16 protein-coding genes are annotated in these 14474 nt (G+C 71.0%); 10 read left to right on the top strand and 6 right to left on the bottom strand.

Going from position 1 to position 14474, the window contains the following annotated elements:
* Positions 1-53: 53 nt before the first annotated feature.
* Positions 54-1034, top strand: a complete 981-nt coding sequence (locus tag F0U44_RS03560; protein WP_149726849.1) for a ribose-phosphate diphosphokinase — start codon at positions 54-56, stop codon at positions 1032-1034.
* Between the two features lie 5 nt (positions 1035-1039).
* Here F0U44_RS03560 and F0U44_RS03555 read toward each other — a convergent pair whose 3' ends face one another.
* Complete coding sequence (locus tag F0U44_RS03555) at positions 1040-2221, bottom strand: ATP-binding protein (protein ID WP_149726848.1); 1182 nt, start codon at positions 2219-2221, stop codon at positions 1040-1042.
* Positions 2222-2500: 279 nt separating this feature from the next.
* Here F0U44_RS03555 and F0U44_RS03550 point away from each other — a divergent pair, with 279 nt between their 5' ends.
* The 5 genes from F0U44_RS03550 to F0U44_RS03530 all read left to right on the top strand — a co-directional run bounded on the left by F0U44_RS03550 (position 2501) and on the right by F0U44_RS03530 (position 7069).
* A complete protein-coding gene (locus tag F0U44_RS03550) occupies positions 2501-3157 on the top strand; it encodes a 50S ribosomal protein L25/general stress protein Ctc (protein WP_149726847.1) in 657 nt (218 codons plus the stop codon).
* 95 nt (positions 3158-3252) lie between these two features.
* The gene (pth, locus tag F0U44_RS03545; protein ID WP_149727527.1) at positions 3253-3849 is read left to right on the top strand and encodes an aminoacyl-tRNA hydrolase; all 597 of its coding nucleotides are present in this window, start codon (positions 3253-3255) and stop codon (positions 3847-3849) included.
* A 19-nt stretch (positions 3850-3868) separates the two neighbouring features.
* Positions 3869-4648, top strand: coding sequence for a 3'(2'),5'-bisphosphate nucleotidase CysQ (locus F0U44_RS03540; RefSeq protein ID WP_149726846.1), 780 nt, complete (start codon positions 3869-3871; stop codon positions 4646-4648).
* Positions 4649-4697: 49 nt separating this feature from the next.
* The gene (locus tag F0U44_RS03535; RefSeq protein ID WP_149726845.1) at positions 4698-6467 is read left to right on the top strand and encodes a DUF2207 domain-containing protein; all 1770 of its coding nucleotides are present in this window, start codon (positions 4698-4700) and stop codon (positions 6465-6467) included.
* Positions 6468-6508: 41 nt separating this feature from the next.
* Positions 6509-7069 (top strand): LemA family protein, encoded by a 561-nt coding sequence (locus F0U44_RS03530; RefSeq protein ID WP_149726844.1) that lies wholly within the window; start codon positions 6509-6511, stop codon positions 7067-7069.
* Between the two features lie 38 nt (positions 7070-7107).
* Here the strand turns inward: F0U44_RS03530 and F0U44_RS03525 are convergent, their stop codons facing one another.
* Complete coding sequence (locus F0U44_RS03525) at positions 7108-7731, bottom strand: alpha-ketoglutarate-dependent dioxygenase AlkB (protein ID WP_223163563.1); 624 nt, start codon at positions 7729-7731, stop codon at positions 7108-7110.
* Between the two features lie 123 nt (positions 7732-7854).
* On the opposite strand from F0U44_RS03525, the gene F0U44_RS03520 reads away from it, so the two are divergent.
* Positions 7855-8577: a GntR family transcriptional regulator gene (locus F0U44_RS03520; protein WP_281292616.1), complete on the top strand. Its 723-nt coding sequence runs from the start codon at positions 7855-7857 to the stop codon at positions 8575-8577.
* 13 nt (positions 8578-8590) lie between these two features.
* On the opposite strand, the gene F0U44_RS03515 is transcribed toward F0U44_RS03520, so the two are convergent.
* Complete coding sequence (locus F0U44_RS03515; protein ID WP_149726842.1) at positions 8591-8965, bottom strand: DUF8819 family protein; 375 nt, start codon at positions 8963-8965, stop codon at positions 8591-8593.
* 51 nt (positions 8966-9016) lie between these two features.
* On the opposite strand from F0U44_RS03515, the gene F0U44_RS03510 reads away from it, so the two are divergent.
* Positions 9017-9286 (top strand): DUF4031 domain-containing protein, encoded by a 270-nt coding sequence (locus F0U44_RS03510; protein WP_149726841.1) that lies wholly within the window; start codon positions 9017-9019, stop codon positions 9284-9286.
* Here F0U44_RS03510 and F0U44_RS03505 read toward each other — a convergent pair.
* The gene (locus F0U44_RS03505) at positions 9269-9886 is read right to left on the bottom strand and encodes an HD domain-containing protein (RefSeq protein ID WP_246160275.1); all 618 of its coding nucleotides are present in this window, start codon (positions 9884-9886) and stop codon (positions 9269-9271) included. The genes F0U44_RS03510 and F0U44_RS03505 overlap by 18 nt on opposite strands.
* A 58-nt stretch (positions 9887-9944) precedes the next feature.
* Here F0U44_RS03505 and F0U44_RS03500 point away from each other — a divergent pair, with 58 nt between their 5' ends.
* Both F0U44_RS03500 and F0U44_RS03495 read left to right on the top strand, forming a co-directional pair.
* Positions 9945-10238, top strand: coding sequence for a chorismate mutase (locus tag F0U44_RS03500; RefSeq protein ID WP_149726840.1), 294 nt, complete (start codon positions 9945-9947; stop codon positions 10236-10238).
* Between the two features lie 4 nt (positions 10239-10242).
* A complete protein-coding gene (locus F0U44_RS03495; RefSeq protein ID WP_149726839.1) occupies positions 10243-10527 on the top strand; it encodes a DUF2087 domain-containing protein in 285 nt (94 codons plus the stop codon).
* 7 nt (positions 10528-10534) lie between these two features.
* Here F0U44_RS03495 and F0U44_RS03490 read toward each other — a convergent pair whose 3' ends face one another.
* Together F0U44_RS03490 and F0U44_RS03485 are read right to left on the bottom strand one after the other, a co-directional pair.
* The gene (locus tag F0U44_RS03490) at positions 10535-12190 is read right to left on the bottom strand and encodes a DNA repair helicase XPB (protein WP_149726838.1); all 1656 of its coding nucleotides are present in this window, start codon (positions 12188-12190) and stop codon (positions 10535-10537) included.
* 9 nt (positions 12191-12199) lie between these two features.
* Positions 12200-14470 carry a helicase-associated domain-containing protein gene (locus tag F0U44_RS03485; RefSeq protein WP_149726837.1) on the bottom strand — a complete coding sequence of 757 codons (2271 nt, stop codon included), beginning with the start codon at positions 14468-14470 and terminating at the stop codon, positions 12200-12202.
* Between the last annotated feature and the right edge of the window lie 4 nt (positions 14471-14474).

Here is a 14474-nt window from a genome sequence, read left to right as displayed (position 1 = left end):
GGCGAGACGGCACAATCGGTGACAACTGCCGCAGGCGACCACAGGAGTTGCGCGTGACCGGAATCCTTCGGACCACTGAGAAGAACCTGATGGTCTTCAGTGGCCGGGCCCACCCGGAGCTGTCCGCAGAGGTCGCCGAGATCCTCGGCATCTCGCTCGTGCCGACCGAGGCGCGTGAGTTCGCCAACGGCGAGATCTACATCCGGTTCGAGGAGAGCGTCCGCGGCTGTGACGCCTTCGTGCTCCAGAGCCACACCGCTCCGATCAACGAGTGGATCATGGAGCAGCTGATCATGGTCGACGCGCTCAAGCGCGCCTCCGCCAAGCGGATCACCGTGGTCATGCCGTTCTGGGGCTACAGCCGCCAGGACAAGAAGCACCGTGGCCGCGAGCCGATCTCGGCCCGTCTGATGGCCGACATGTTCAAGACCGCGGGCGCCGACCGGATCATCACCGTCGACCTCCACGCCGACCAGCTCCAGGGCTTCTTCAACGGCCCGGTCGACCACCTGATGGCGCTGCCGATCCTCACCGACTACATCAAGGCCCAGTACGGCGCCCAGCCGCTCGCCGTGGTCTCGCCCGACGCCGGCCGCATCAAGGTCGCCGAGCGTTGGTCAGCCCGCCTCGGTGGCGCCCCGCTGGCCTTCATCCACAAGAGCCGCCGCACCGATGTGGCCAACGAGGTCGTCGCCAACCGCGTCGTCGGTGAGGTCAAGGGGCGCGTCTGCGTGCTGACCGACGACATGATCGACACCGGTGGCACGATCGTGAAGGCCGCCGAGGCCCTGATGGCCGACGGCGCCGCGGGCGTCGTCATCGCCGCGACCCACGCGATCTTGTCCGACCCTGCTGTCGACCGCCTCAAGAACTGCAGCGCGGTCGAGATCGTCGTGACCAACACGCTGCCGATCCCCTCGGACAAGCAGTTCGACAAACTCACCACGTTGTCGATCGCCCCGATGCTCGCCCGGGCGATCAAGGAAGTCTTCGAGGACGGCTCGGTCACGAGCATGTTCGACGGCCACGCCTGACCACGTCAGGCGTCGTCCAGGCTCCGCACGAAGGCTCCGAACTCGGGCAGCGTGAACCGCACCAGTCCGTGACCGACCGGCTCGATCACGCCCTTCTCGATCAGCCGGTCGCGGGGCACGCTGATGGACCGCGAGTCACGGCCCATCCGCTCCGCGATCTCCGCGCGGGTGACGTTGTCGACGCCCGCCGCTGCCATGGCCGCGAGGAACGACTTCTGCAGGGGTGAGGCGGCTCCCCATCGGGCCCGGTGCATGGCGGCGAGCTGGTCACGGGCCGCCGGAAGCCCCTTGCGGACGTCGGCGAGGTCCAGCTGGCCTCCCGCGAGCGGTGGGGCTGCCTCCCAGGTCGTGCTGCCGATGAGCTGCAGGAGGTAGGGGTATCCCCGCGACTCGGCGATCACGGCCTGGAGGGCTCGGTCGCTCCAGGTGACGTCTTCCGCGGCGGCGGCTCCGACCAGGAGCGCGCGGGCGTCCTCGTCGCTGAGCACGTCGAGGGACACGAACGCGCTGCGCTCCCCGAAGGTGGCGGCCCGGGTCAGTGCTTCCGGCGTGACGGGCAGTCCGGCTGCGACGACTGCCAGGGGGTTGTCCTCCCGGTGACCGTCGAGGTTCTGCAGGGTGTTCAGGAGCACGGACATGTCATCGGCCGATGCGGTGTGGAGCTCGTCGAGGAACAACAGCAGACCGGCGCCGCCGCGTCGTCGTACGAGCGTCGCGGTGTCGTGCAGCAGCCCCTCGAGGGCTGCGATCGGAGCCGTCGCGATGGGCTCCTCCGTTGCCGCCGGGGGACTCGCCACCGATGCCTGCACCTTGGCTCCCGGCAGTCCGACCTCGACCGTGACCGACTGGAGACGCTTGCGCCAACGGCCGCCGGCGCCGCCGCGCGGCATGGCGTCGGACCGTTCGAGCGCGGTCTGCAACGAGCGCACGAGCTCGGGAAGGACCTGCCGTTCCCGGGAGCACGCCACCCACGCGGAGGCGAACCCCATGGTCTCGGCGTTGCGTTCGGCAGCGCGTAGCAAGGAAGTCTTCCCCAGTCCGCGTGGAGCGTGGAACACCAGCAGCGGACCGCCGAGCTCGCCATAAGCGACGACGCGCGCGAGCCGATCCTCGATCCTGCGGAGCTCCGCCCTGCGGCCGGCGAGTATCCGCGGGATCTGGCCAGGCGTGTAGGGGTTGTCGACCATGGCGCGCCCTCCCGAGATACTCAAATATACTTTGGGCAAGTATCAACATGTATCGCAAGCTTGGCGACCCCGATCGTCGTTCCCTTGTGGATTTTGGCTGCGGACCGGTCGACGACTAGCATCTTCAGGTTGCCTCGGCGAGGGAGCTCCCGCTTCTGTGACTCCGTGATCGACTGGGCCGGCTCGTTTCGTACGACGCCGCGCGCCCACCGGTCATCGGGTTTGGGAAGCGCGGCGTTTCTGGTTTCCGGGGTCCCGACCACCACACAGGAGAGCCCCATGAGCGAGAAGATCACCGCCGAGCTGCGCACCGAGTTCGGCAAGGGCGCGGCCCGCCGCATCCGCCGCGAGGACAAGATCCCCGCGGTCGTCTACGGCCACGGCAACGACACCATGCACGTGACCCTCCCGGGCCACGCCACGATGATGGCGCTCAAGCACGGCGGCGCCAACGCGCTGCTCGAGCTCGAGATCGACGGCAAGATCCAGCTCGCGCTGACCAAGCAGGTCCAGGTCGACCCGGTCCGCCGCGTGCTCGAGCACATCGACTTCGTTGCCGTGCGCCGCGGCGAGAAGGTCACCGTCGACGTCCAGGTCGTCGTGGTCGGCGAGGCCGCCAAGGACACGCTCGTCGTTGCCGACAACACGACCGTCCAGGTCGAGACCGAGGCCACCCACATCCCCGAGTCCTTCGAGCTCGACATCACCGACGCCGAGGCCGGCACCCAGTTCCTCGCCGGCTCGCTCTCGCTTCCGTCGGGCTCGATCCTGACCTCCGACCCGGAGGCGCTGCTGGTCAACGTCACCGCGCAGGTCGAGCAGGACCTGGGCGAGGAGTCCGAGGCCGCCGCGAGTGACGAGGCCGCTGCCGAGGGCGACGCCGACGCCGCCGAGGGCGACGCCGACGCTGCCGCCGAGGGCGGCGACGAGGAGTGACGTTCACTCGGCTCAGGTGGTTCCTGGGCCGGCTGATCTCCCCGGCGCGCAACGGCGTGCCGGGGAGCACCCCGATCGATGCCGCGGAGGACGACATGACCGAACCCGCTGAGGTGTGGCTCGTCGTCGGTCTCGGCAACCCCGGACCGTCGTACTCCGGGCACCGGCACAACATCGGCTACCTCGTCGTCGAGGAGCTCGCGCGACGGATGGGCAGCGGTTTCCGCGCCCACAAGTCCGGTCGCGCCGACGTGGTCGAGGGTCGGCTCGGCGCGCCGGGCACGCCCGGCCCGCGGGTCGTCCTCGCCAAGGGCCGCTCCTACATGAACGAGCTCGGCGGTCCGATCAAGGCGCTCGCGACCTTCTACAAGGTCCCGCCGGCCCGGATCGTCGCGATCCACGACGAGCTCGACATCCCCTTCGGCACGCTCCGCGTGAAGATCGGCGGCGGCGACAACGGCCACAACGGCCTGAAGTCGATGCGCTCCTCGCTGGCCACCGGCGACTTCCACCGGGTCCGGGCCGGCATCGGCCGCCCCCCGGGTCGCCAGGAGGTCGCCGACTTCGTGCTGTCCAACTACTCCTCGACCGAGCGCAAGGAGATCCCCTTCCAGGTCGACACGGCGGCCGACGCGGTCGAGACGCTCATCGCCGAGGGCCTCGAGCGCACCCAACAGAAATTCAATTCCTGAGGGCCTCTACCCTGACCGCGTGACTTTCGACGCCGGTACCCCCGCTCCCGAGGTCGTCGCCGACGACCACCTGCTCGCCGCCTGGCTGGCCGAGGCCGCTGGCCGCCGCCTGCTCGAGGTGCGTGCTGAGGGGCTGGAGGGCAAGGAGCTCAAGGACGCCGGTGACGCCGCCGCCCACGAGCTGCTGATGGGCCTGCTGGCCACCTACCGGCCCGACGACGCGGTGCTGTCGGAGGAGGGCAAGGACGACAAGGCTCGGCTCGATGCGGCGAAGGTGTGGATCATCGACCCGCTCGACGGCACCCGCGAGTTCAGTGAGCCGCCGCGCGACGACTGGGCCGTGCACGTCGCTCTCTGGGAGGGCGGCACGCTGACCGCCGGCGCGGTCGCGCAGCCCGTGATCGGCGAGACGTTCAACACCGGCACGCCGCCGGTGATCCCGGCGCGTACGTCGGACCGCCCCCGCATCGCCGTCAGCCGCAGCCGCCCGCCGGCCTTCGTCGAGGCGCTCGCGGCCAAGCTCGACGCCGAGCTGGTCCCGATGGGCTCGGCCGGCGTGAAGATGATGTCGGTCGTGCGCGACGTCGCTGACGCCTACGTCCACGCCGGTGGCCAGTACGAGTGGGACTCGGCCGCCCCGGTCGCGGTCGCCCGCGCTGCCGGGCTCTTCACCAGCCGGGTCGACGGCAGCGAGCTGATCTACAACCAGGACGACGTCTACCTGCCCGACGTGATCGTCTGCCGCCCCGAGCTGGCCGAGGACATCCTCGCCTTCATCGCCGAGCACGGCACCGACTAAGCCTTGCGGATGACGCGGTAGGGGCCGGTGAACCCCTAGCGTTGCGTCCATGAAGCGCCTCATCGCGTCGGCCATCACCTTCTTGGTGCTGGTGGGGGTGCTCTGCATCCCGGCCCTGTTCTACGACGTCGACTTCGAGTCGACCGACATGACGGCCTCGGAGCCGACGACGATCCGGGCCTACAAGGCCGACTTCACGGTCGACGAGGACGGCGACCTCGACGTCGTCGAGACCCTCACGGTGAACTTCCCGGTCAGCGACCGGCACGGCATCTTCCGGTTCTTCGACCGGGTCGACAGCACCGATCCCGACATCCGGCGGATCCCCGAGGACTTCGAGGCCACGGCCGACGGCGTCGACACCGACGTGAAACACACGGTGGAGCAGGGACGCTACGACAACTACCGCATCGGCGACGCCGACACGACGCTGTCGACCGGCGACCACGTCTATGTCCTGAAGTACCACATGGACGCGGCCCTGACCCCGGGCGGCAACGACGTCTCGACGGACTCGCAGTTCTTCTGGAGCCTGATCCCCTCGGGGTGGCAGCAAGACATCGACAAGGCCGTGCTCACGGTGCACCTGCCGGCGCCTGCGGAGGACGTCCAGTGCCTCGTGGGTGAGGGCACCGTCGACGACGGGGCCGACCCGTGTGACGTGCAAGGTGTCGGGACCCAGGACCTGACGATCAAGGCTCAGGGGCTGAGCCCGCACACCCCGATCACGCTGATCGCGGGGCAGGACGTCGCGCCGCCCGAGGAGGCGACGTTGCCGTGGGCACCCCGCTTCGACGACGTCCTCGGCACGAACGTCTCGACGTTCGGCGTGTTCGCGCTGATCGCGCTGCTCTTCGGCGGTCTCGGCCTGCTGCTCAACTGGCTGGCCTACGAGCGCGAGCCGCGGTTCCCGCTCATGTATGCCCCGCCCGAGGGCGTGGGGCCGGCGCAGGCGCAGTTCATCCTGAAGGAGAGCGTGGACCGGCGCGCGTTCGTCGCGAGCCTGATGCAGGCGGCCGAGCACGGGGCGGTCGACCTCCAGCGCAGCGACATCGGCTGGACCATCAGCGACAAGGCCGGCCCGCAGGGCTGGGCCGGGCTCGACCCGATCACCACCAGTATCGCGGGCCTGCTGTCCGGACCCGGCTCGCACTTCTTCGCCGGCAAGAAGGACGTCCACGCGGGCCAGGTCCTGCAGACCCAGCTCTCGTCCTTCACGGCTGAGACCAAGACGTGGGCGATCATGAACGGCCTGCTCTCCCGCGCAGGCATGGGTGGCTTCGGCGGCCTCATGGTCCTCCTCGGATTCGCCGCCACGATCACCTTCACGTTCTGGCGTCCCTTCCACCTCTCGGTGATGGGCCTGCCGTTCGCCGCCTTCACCGCCGGCGCGATCGCGCTGCTCCAGTCGGGGGCATCGACCAAGCGCACCCCGGCCGGACGGGAGCTGTGGTCACGCATCGGCGGCTTCAAGCGGATCCTGTCGACGCCTTCGAGCAAGGACCGGTTCGACTTCTCCGGGCGCCAGGAGCTCTATACCTCCTACCTGCCCTACGCCGTCGCGTTCGACTGCGCCAAGGAGTGGGCCGAGAAGTACCGGGTCGAGGTCGGGAGCGAGCCGCCCACGCCGTCGTACTGGTACTACGGCGCCGGCTACAACACCGTCGGCTTCGCCGACTCGATGGTGGCCGACTTCGACAGCACGCTCAGCAGCGCGATCTCGTCCTACGAGGCGACCCAGAGCTCGTCCTCCTCCGGAGGCGGTGGCGGCTTCTCGGGTGGCGGCGGAGGCGGCGGAGGTGGCGGCGGTTCGTGGTGACCGCCTAGCCTTCCAGCAACTTCGAGAGAGGGAACCCCTCCATGATCTACGTCATCATCGCCGTCGCCGTCCTGGTGCTGCTCGGCCTGTTCTTCGTCGTCGGCTTCAACAAGCTGCGCAAGCAGGACATCGGCGCCCAGGAGGCACTCGGCGGCATCGACGTCCAGCTCACCCGTCGGGCCGAGCTGATCCCCAACCTGGTGCAGACCGTCAAGGGCTATGCCGCCCACGAGGCGGGCGTCTTCGACGAGATCACCAAGGCGCGCGCGGGCGTCACGGCCGCGGCAGCCGGTGACGACGTACCGGCGAAGGCCGCTGCCGACGCGGCCCTCCAGCAGGCCCTTGTGAAGGTCAATGCCGTTGCCGAGGCCTATCCGGACCTCAAGGCCGACGCCAACTTCCGCGACCTGCAGGCCCAGCTGGCCAAGACCGAGGACCAGATCGCCTTCGCCCGGCAGTACTACAACGACGCGACCGCACAGCTCAACCAGTCGGTGCGCACGATCCCGTGGATGTTCTTCTCCGGCGTGGCCGGGGTCAACACCCGCGAGTTCTACGACGCCCCGGCCGAGAACACCGCCGCGCCGGGCGTGGAGTTCTAGGGTTTCGAGGCTCGCTTCGCTCGCACCTCAACCACCGGTTAGAAAACGTTGAGCGGCCGGAACTGGACCGAGATCCTCGGTCCGGCTGCGGCCACCTTCGGGACGGCGTGCTCCCAGGTGCGCTGGCAGCTGCCACCCATGACGAGCAGGTCGCCGTGGCCCATCTCGAAGGAGAGCGACGCCGCGCCGTCGGAGCGGTCGCGCGGACGCAGCGCGAGCCGACGGGGGTCGCCGAGCGACACGATGGCGACCATCGTGTCGTCGGTGGAGCCGCGGCCGATGGTGTCGCCGTGCCAGGCGACGCTGTCGCGACCGTCGCGGTAGTAGCAGCACCCGGCCGTGCGGAACGCCTCGCCCAGCTCCGGGAGGTAATGCTCGGTCAGCGCCTCCCGAGCGGCGCTCAGCGAGGGATGGGGGAGGTCCTCGCCGATCATGTAGGTGTAGACGAGACGCGGTACGTCGACGATCCGGTCATACATCCGTCGGCGCTCGGCGCGCCACGGCACCCCACCCACCATGGTCGTGAAGACGTCGTCGGGATCGGTCAGCCAGCCACGAGCGACGTCGACCCAGGCGCCGGCGCTGAGCTCATGGCGCTCCAGGCCCGCGAAGCCCAGGTCGCCGCCCGCAGCCGGTGCGAAGAGAGCGCTCTGGAAATCCACGGGACCGAGAATACGTCAATCGTTCGAACAGGTGTTCGTACACGCCGTGCATGCGGATCTGAGGTGAACGGCAGGTTTCGCGGTTCTCGGGACGGGCGAGGTGCACCGCCCTAACCTTCGATTGTGGAGACAGTCGACAGGGGGACGGCTGAACGTCGGGCACTCAAGCATGTGGCGATCCGGGAGTTTGTGAGAGACCTGGTCGCCGGGAGTGCACCCGGCACGGCAGCCCCATCCGAGCGAGACCTGGTCGAGCGATTCGGCGTGGCGCGGATGACCGTGCGCCAGGCCCTCGACGCGTTGGTTGCCGAGGGCGTGCTGCAGCGCTTCCCCGGCCGGGGGACCTTCGTGGCGCCGCCACGGCGCAAGCCGAGCCGGGTCGCGAGCTTCACCGAGGACATGGCGACCCGGGGCACCGTGGCCGAGAGCCGCACCCTGGCCGCCGAGAAGGTACGGGCGCCTGCGGGCGTCGCCCGCGCGCTCGGGCTCGGGCCGCGCGAGGCCGTCCTGCGCTGGCGCAGGATCCGCCTCGCCGACGGCAGCCCGGTCTGCCTCTCCGACTGCTACATCAACGCCGCGCTGGCGCCCGGCCTGCTCGACGGCCCGGACCTGCCCGCGAGCCTCTATGACGAGCTCGCCGCCCGCGGTCGCCGGCCCACCTGGGCCGAGGACTCGCTCTCGGCCGGTGTCGCCACTCCTGAGGAGGCGGCGCTCCTGGAGTGCAAGGAGGGGACGGTCGTGATCCGGTTGACCCGTCGCGCGCTCTGGGAGGACCGACCGGTCGAGGTGTCGCGCAGCGTCTACCGCGCCGACCAGCACACCTTGTCGTTCCAGCTCGGCGTCTGAGCTCCTCGGCGTCCTAGCTGATCTGGCTGCCGAGGCGGCCCAACGCTGCGACCTCGGTGCCGGACTCGTCGCACACCCATGTGGGGTCCGGCCCGCCCAGGTCGGGCTCGATGTGGAGCGCGTGTAACGGCACGTCGTCGCACCGCTGGCACAGCGGCCACAACCCCGTCGGGCCGGTGCGCCCGTGCTCGTCGACCAGGGCGTCCTGCACGTCCTGGGCGATCAGCCCCGCGACGAAGTCGGCTCCCTCGGGCCACTGCTCGATCCACCAGCGTCGCTGGGAGCAGGCCTCGTCGAGCACCGAGACGGTGCCGGCCGTCGCGACCCCGCGGGCCTCGAGGTCAGCCAGGACCGAGGCTCGGGCCTCGAAGATCACACGGTCGTCCACCGGGCCATTGTGCGGTCGGGGGCCAAGCCAGTGACGCCGTACGCTCGCCGCGTGATCCTCATCGACCCGCCCAACGCGCCGGGGCACGGTCGGATGTGGTCGCACCTCGCGAGCGACGAGTCCTACGACGAGCTGCACGACTTCGCGCGCCGCGCCGGGATCCCGGCCAAGGGCTTCGACCGCGACCACTACGACGTGCCCTCGGAGTGGTACGACGCCATGGTCGCTCTCGGCGCCCAGCCGATCACCTCGCGCGAGCTCGTCGGCCGGCTCAGCGCAGCCGGCCTGCGCCGGCGGCGCGGGTCACGCGGCGAGGACTGACAGCTCCCGCTCGACGTTGCGGCGAGCCGGCTCCTCCCAGTGGGCGAGGGCATAGGCGGTGTGGAACAGCCGAGGCTTCGCGACGAGCTCGCGGAGCACGTCGGCGCGGCCGGCCGTGAAGACGTCGTCGGGGAGGTGGCCGTATTCGGTGCGGACCGCCGCGACGTATTCGTCGTAGCGGCCGTCGGCCGCCGCGAGGATGCCGAGGTCGGCGTCGGAGAGCGCACAGCCGTTGCGGTCGGCGTCGTCGGGTCGGTGCGACTCGGTGAGCCGCACCAGTCGCGCCACCTCGGCCACGGTCGCTGCATCGACCAGCCCCGGTAGCGCCTCCTCCGCCCACGAGGCCGAGCGCTCCTCGGCGTCGCGCTCGCCGTCGTAGACGGCGTCGTGGAACCACGCGGCGAGCAGAACGGGCGTCCGATCGAAGTCGGCCCCCGCCTCCGCGAGCTCCCCGAGGCGCTCGAGGACCTCGCCGAGGTGACGCGCGTCGTGGTAGCCGCGGGCCGGGTCGGCGTAGGCGGCCAGCAGCGCATCGCGCAGGGCGAGCCCGTCGGTCAGGGGCCATGCCAGGGTGCGTTGGTCGCCGGGTCTGTCATCCATCGTCCCCGATTGTGGTCCATGTGCGCGCGGATCGGGAGGGGTCGGCGAGGATGGACCCGTGACTCCTGACGAGGCCAACGAGGAACTGCTGCGACTGCGCTCGAGCATCGACAATCTCGACGCAGCGCTCGTGCACCTACTGGCCGAGCGGTTCAAGTGCACCGAGCAGGTCGGTCGGCTCAAGGCCCACGCCGGCATGCCGCCCGCCGACCCGGACCGCGAGGCCATCCAGATCGAGCGCCTGCGCGCGCTGTCGGAGACGTCGGGGCTCGACCCGCACTTCGCGGAGAAGTTCCTCAACGTGATCATCGCCGAGGTCATTCAGAACCATCGGCAGTTCCTGGACGAGTGAGCCGATGGGCGCGACCCCGGCCGACGACGCCGAGACGCTGCGTCGGTTCTTCGCCCCTGATGGGCGGCTGCACACGATGCCGACCCGCCACGTGAAGCGGCTGCTCGTGCTCGACCACGTCGCTCAGCGGTTCGAGCCCGGACGCACCTACGCGGAGCGCGAGGTGGACGCCGTACTCAAGGAGGTCCACGAGGACCACGCCGCGCTGCGGCGCTACCTCGTCGACGACGGCTTCCTCACCCGTGAGGACAACGTCTACTGGCGATCGGGCGGCACCTTCGCCATCTGACGGCGCTTCAGGCGCCGACGTCCTCCGCGTCGATGATCCGGTAGGCGTAGCCCTGCTCGGCCAGGAAGCGCTGCCGGTTCTGGGCGAACTCCGCGTCGACCGTGTCGCGCGAGACGAGCGTGTAGAAGCGGGCGACCTTGCGCTCGCCGTCGGGGCCGGGCTCGCCGGGGCGCAGCAGCCGGCCGAGGCGCTGGGCCTCCTCCTGGCGCGAGCCGAACGAGCCGGACACCTGGATCGCGACCTCTGCTGAGGGCAGGTCGATCGAGAAGTTGGCGACCTTGGAGACGACCAGGAGGTCGATCTCGCCGTGGCGGAACGCGTCGTAGAGCCGCTGCCGCTCCTTGACCGTCGTCGCTCCGGTGATGACGGGCGCGTCGAGGGCAGTGCTGAGCTCCTCGAGCTGCTCGAGGTACTGCCCGATCACCAGCGTCGGCTGACCGCGGTGCCGGGTGACCAGCTCCTGGGTGACCGTGATCTTCTCGCGGGTGCAGGACGCCAGGCGGTAGCGCTCCTCCGGTTCGGCCGTCGCGTAGGCGAGCCGCACCGCGTCCGGGAGCGTCACCCGCACCTCGACGCAGTCGGCCGGTGCGATCCAGCCCTGCGCCTCGATGTCCTTCCACGGAGCGTCGTAGCGCTTCGGCCCGATGAGGGAGAAGACGTCGCCCTCGCGGCCGTCCTCGCGGACCAACGTGGCGGTCAGGCCGATCCGGCGCCGGGCCTGGAGGTCGGCCGTCATCCGGAAGATCGGCGCGGGCAGCAGGTGGACCTCGTCGTAGACGATGAGGCCCCAGTCGCGGGCGTCGAAGAGCTCCAGGTGCGGGTAGACGCCCTTCCGGCGCGTCGTCATCACCTGGTAGGTCGCGATGGTGACCGGGCGGATCTCCTTGACGGCGCCGGAGTATTCACCGATCTCGTCGGCCGTCAGCGACGTGCGCCGGACCAGCTCGTCCTTCCACTGGCGGGCGCTCACCGTGTTGGTGACGAGGATCAGGGTCGTGGCCTGAGCCTGCGCCATCGCGGCCGCGCCGACGATCGTCTTGCCCGCGCCACAGGGGAGCACGACGACCCCCGACCCGCCGTGCCAGAACGACTCGGCGGCTTCCTCCTGGTAGGTCCGCAGCTCCCAACCGTCAGGCGTGAGGGCGATCGGGTGCGCCTCGCCGTCGACGTAGCCCGCGAAGTCCTCGGCCGGCCAGCCGATCTTCAGCAGCGCCTGCTTCAGGTTGCCGCGCTCGGAGGGGTGCACAGCGACCGTGTCGTCGTCGAGGCGGTTGCCGAGCATCCCCGCGATCTTCTTGGCGCGCAGGACCTCCTCGAGCACCGGGCGGTCGGTGCTCGACAGCACCAGGCCGTGGACAGGGTGCTTCTCGAGACGCAGCCGTCCGTAGCGGGCCATCGTCTCCGCGACGTCGACCAGCAGCGAGTGGGGCACCGCGTAGCGGCTGTAGGTCAGCAGGGTGTCGACCACCTGCTCGGCGTCGTGACCCGCGGCGCGCGCGTTCCAGAGACCCAGCGGGGTCAACCGGTAGGTGTGGATGTGCTCGGGGCTGCGCTCGAGCTCTGCGAAGGGTGCGATCGCGCGGCGGCACTCGGCCGCCTGCTCGTGGTCGACCTCCAGCAGCAGCGACTTGTCCGACTGCACGATGAGGGGGCCGTTGGTCACTGCACGAGTTTACGGGCCCTCCGGCACGGGGGTGACTCGGGAGATGCGGTGCACGGCGAAGGTGCGGACGTCGTCGGCGGTGCGGTCGTGGGCAGTCAGCTGGCCGCCCTCGACCGCGAAGGGCTCGACGACGCGCTCGCCGACGACGCCCTGGTTGTCGGTGAAGGCGATGACGACCGAGGCGCGACGCTCGATGGCGTCGCGCAGCGCGGACAGGGCGCCGGCCGGCGAGACCGCCGCGGCCGGGCGCACCCGGGCGGCCGCATCGGCCGCGCGCAGGGCTCGTACGGCGGCCGCGACCTGGGCCGCATGACGGGCCTCCTGCTGGCCCGACCCGCGGGCCTTTGGCGTGCGGGCGCGCACCTCGTCGACCCGTCCGACGCGGACGGTGCCGTCGGGGCCTTCGACGACCGGGGCGACGCCCAGCTCGCGCAGCCGGGTGAGGAGCAGGTCGACGGGCGTCGTACTGACCATGACGGTGGAGGCGATCAGCCGCAGCCCGAGGGAGGCGGCCTTGGGGTGGTGGGCCAGCGCCGCGAGCGCGGCCTCGTCGTCGGAGCGGACGAAGGCCTCGGCGTAGCCGACCCGCAGCTGGCCGAAGGTCCGCACCGCGTCGTCGACGAGATAGGTGAGGGGCTGGGGGACCGGGGTCCGTGAGACCGAGGCGAGGAAGGCGTGCACCTCGGCGGCGGTCCATCCTGCGTCGAGCGCCCTCCGGAGGGACCCGGCGCTGAAGCGGTAGACCGTCGCCGCGCCCCGGGACTCGACGTCGGCGACCAGCTGCAGGGAGCGGGCGATGCCGGTCTCCAACGGGCCCGGTGCGACCGCGGTGAGGTCGGCCTGGATCAGCACGTGGTCGACAGGCTCGGGGAGGAGGGCGGCGAGCAGCGGCGTCGGGTCCTCCCCAGCGACGAGCGCTCGGCCGTACGACGACAGCGTGTCCAGTCCCGTCACCCCGATCACGGCGGCCTCGGCCACGGTCCACGCGACCTGGTCGGCACGCGACCGCGGGCGTCGGGACCGGCGCCACGCGAGCAGCGTCACCAGCGAGGGCAGCCCGGTCCCGGCCGCGAGGGAATGACCGGGTGGCACCTCGGCCAGCGCTGCCAGGGTCATCGCGCGAGTCTCCGGCATCAGGACCGAGGCGAGCTCGGGCGTCAGCGCGTTCCAGGGCTTGTCGTCGGCGCCCCTCCCGCCCACGAGCGAGGGCATCCGCGGGCTGGCCAGCCAGGCGCGGGCGAGGGTGACCCATCGCTCGGCGACGTCGGTGGCGAGCCAGGCGTCGAAGGCATCGGTCGGCACCCAGACCGGGTTGCCGTCGGCGTCGGCCCGGGTCGCGACGAGGTGCGCCGCGTGGGCGGTCTCGACGACGAGTGCCGTGTCCAGCTCCGAGAGCTGGAGGTGCGCAGCGGTGGCCTTGAGCTCGCGGACACCGAGGCCGCCCGTCCGCAGCGCGGCCGCGGGCCGGGTGCTCCACCACTCCAGCAGCAGCTCGGTGCGCCGACAGAGCTCGAGGGCCGCACCCGCGGCCGCGCTCTCCGTGAGTCGCGCGGGCCGCTCCGCGGTCGCGAGCCCCGGCGGCACGTCGACCGGTTCGAGGGTCGTACGCCCACCGCGCAAGGCGAGTCCGACCTCGCCGGGGACGACCAGCAGGTCGTCGCGGCCCGGCACGAGCAGGGCGCGGGCGAGCAGCTCCTCGACGGGTCCGGCGGCGTCCTCCGGCCGGACGGTACGGCGCGCGGCGCCCGCGGTCGCCTCGCCGCCGTTGGCGAGCACGTGGTCGAGCATCGCGCGGGCCTCCTCGGACACCTGCCCGAGCCGCTCGGTGACGACCTCGGGCGGCGGTGCGTCGCTCGAGCGGGGGCGCAGCCCGCTCACGCCTGCACCCGTGCCGCCGACCAGGCTGTCGGCCACTCCGCTCAAGGCCCGCAGTCCTTCGGGGGAGTCCCACGCCAGGGCAAGGCCTCGCAGGTGGGCCACCGCCTCGGTGACGTAGCGCTCCTCAGCGTTGACCATCGTGGCCAGCTCGGCGTCGCTGGTTTGGCTCGCGACGACGAGGGCATCAAGGACCGAGAGCTCACCTCGGGTGAGCGAGTCCAGGGCCCGACCGAGCGAGCTGCGTACGGCGGCGCGCGAGGCCAGCTGGGAGAAGTCGTGAGGGGGTGGCGTGGTCAGGTCCGGACGTAGCGTGAGCAGCCTGCTCACCTCGTCGTCCGACCACGAGCGCAGCTGGTCGGCGAGCGACCGGTGCCGCGCCGTACCTCCCGCTGGACTGCCCACCCGG

The organism is Nocardioides humilatus (assembly GCF_008373755.1).
Taxonomy (GTDB): Bacteria; Actinomycetota; Actinomycetes; order Propionibacteriales; family Nocardioidaceae; genus Nocardioides; species Nocardioides humilatus.
Note: the sequence above shows the minus strand (reverse complement) of the source record. Positions and strands in the feature narration are given on the sequence as shown.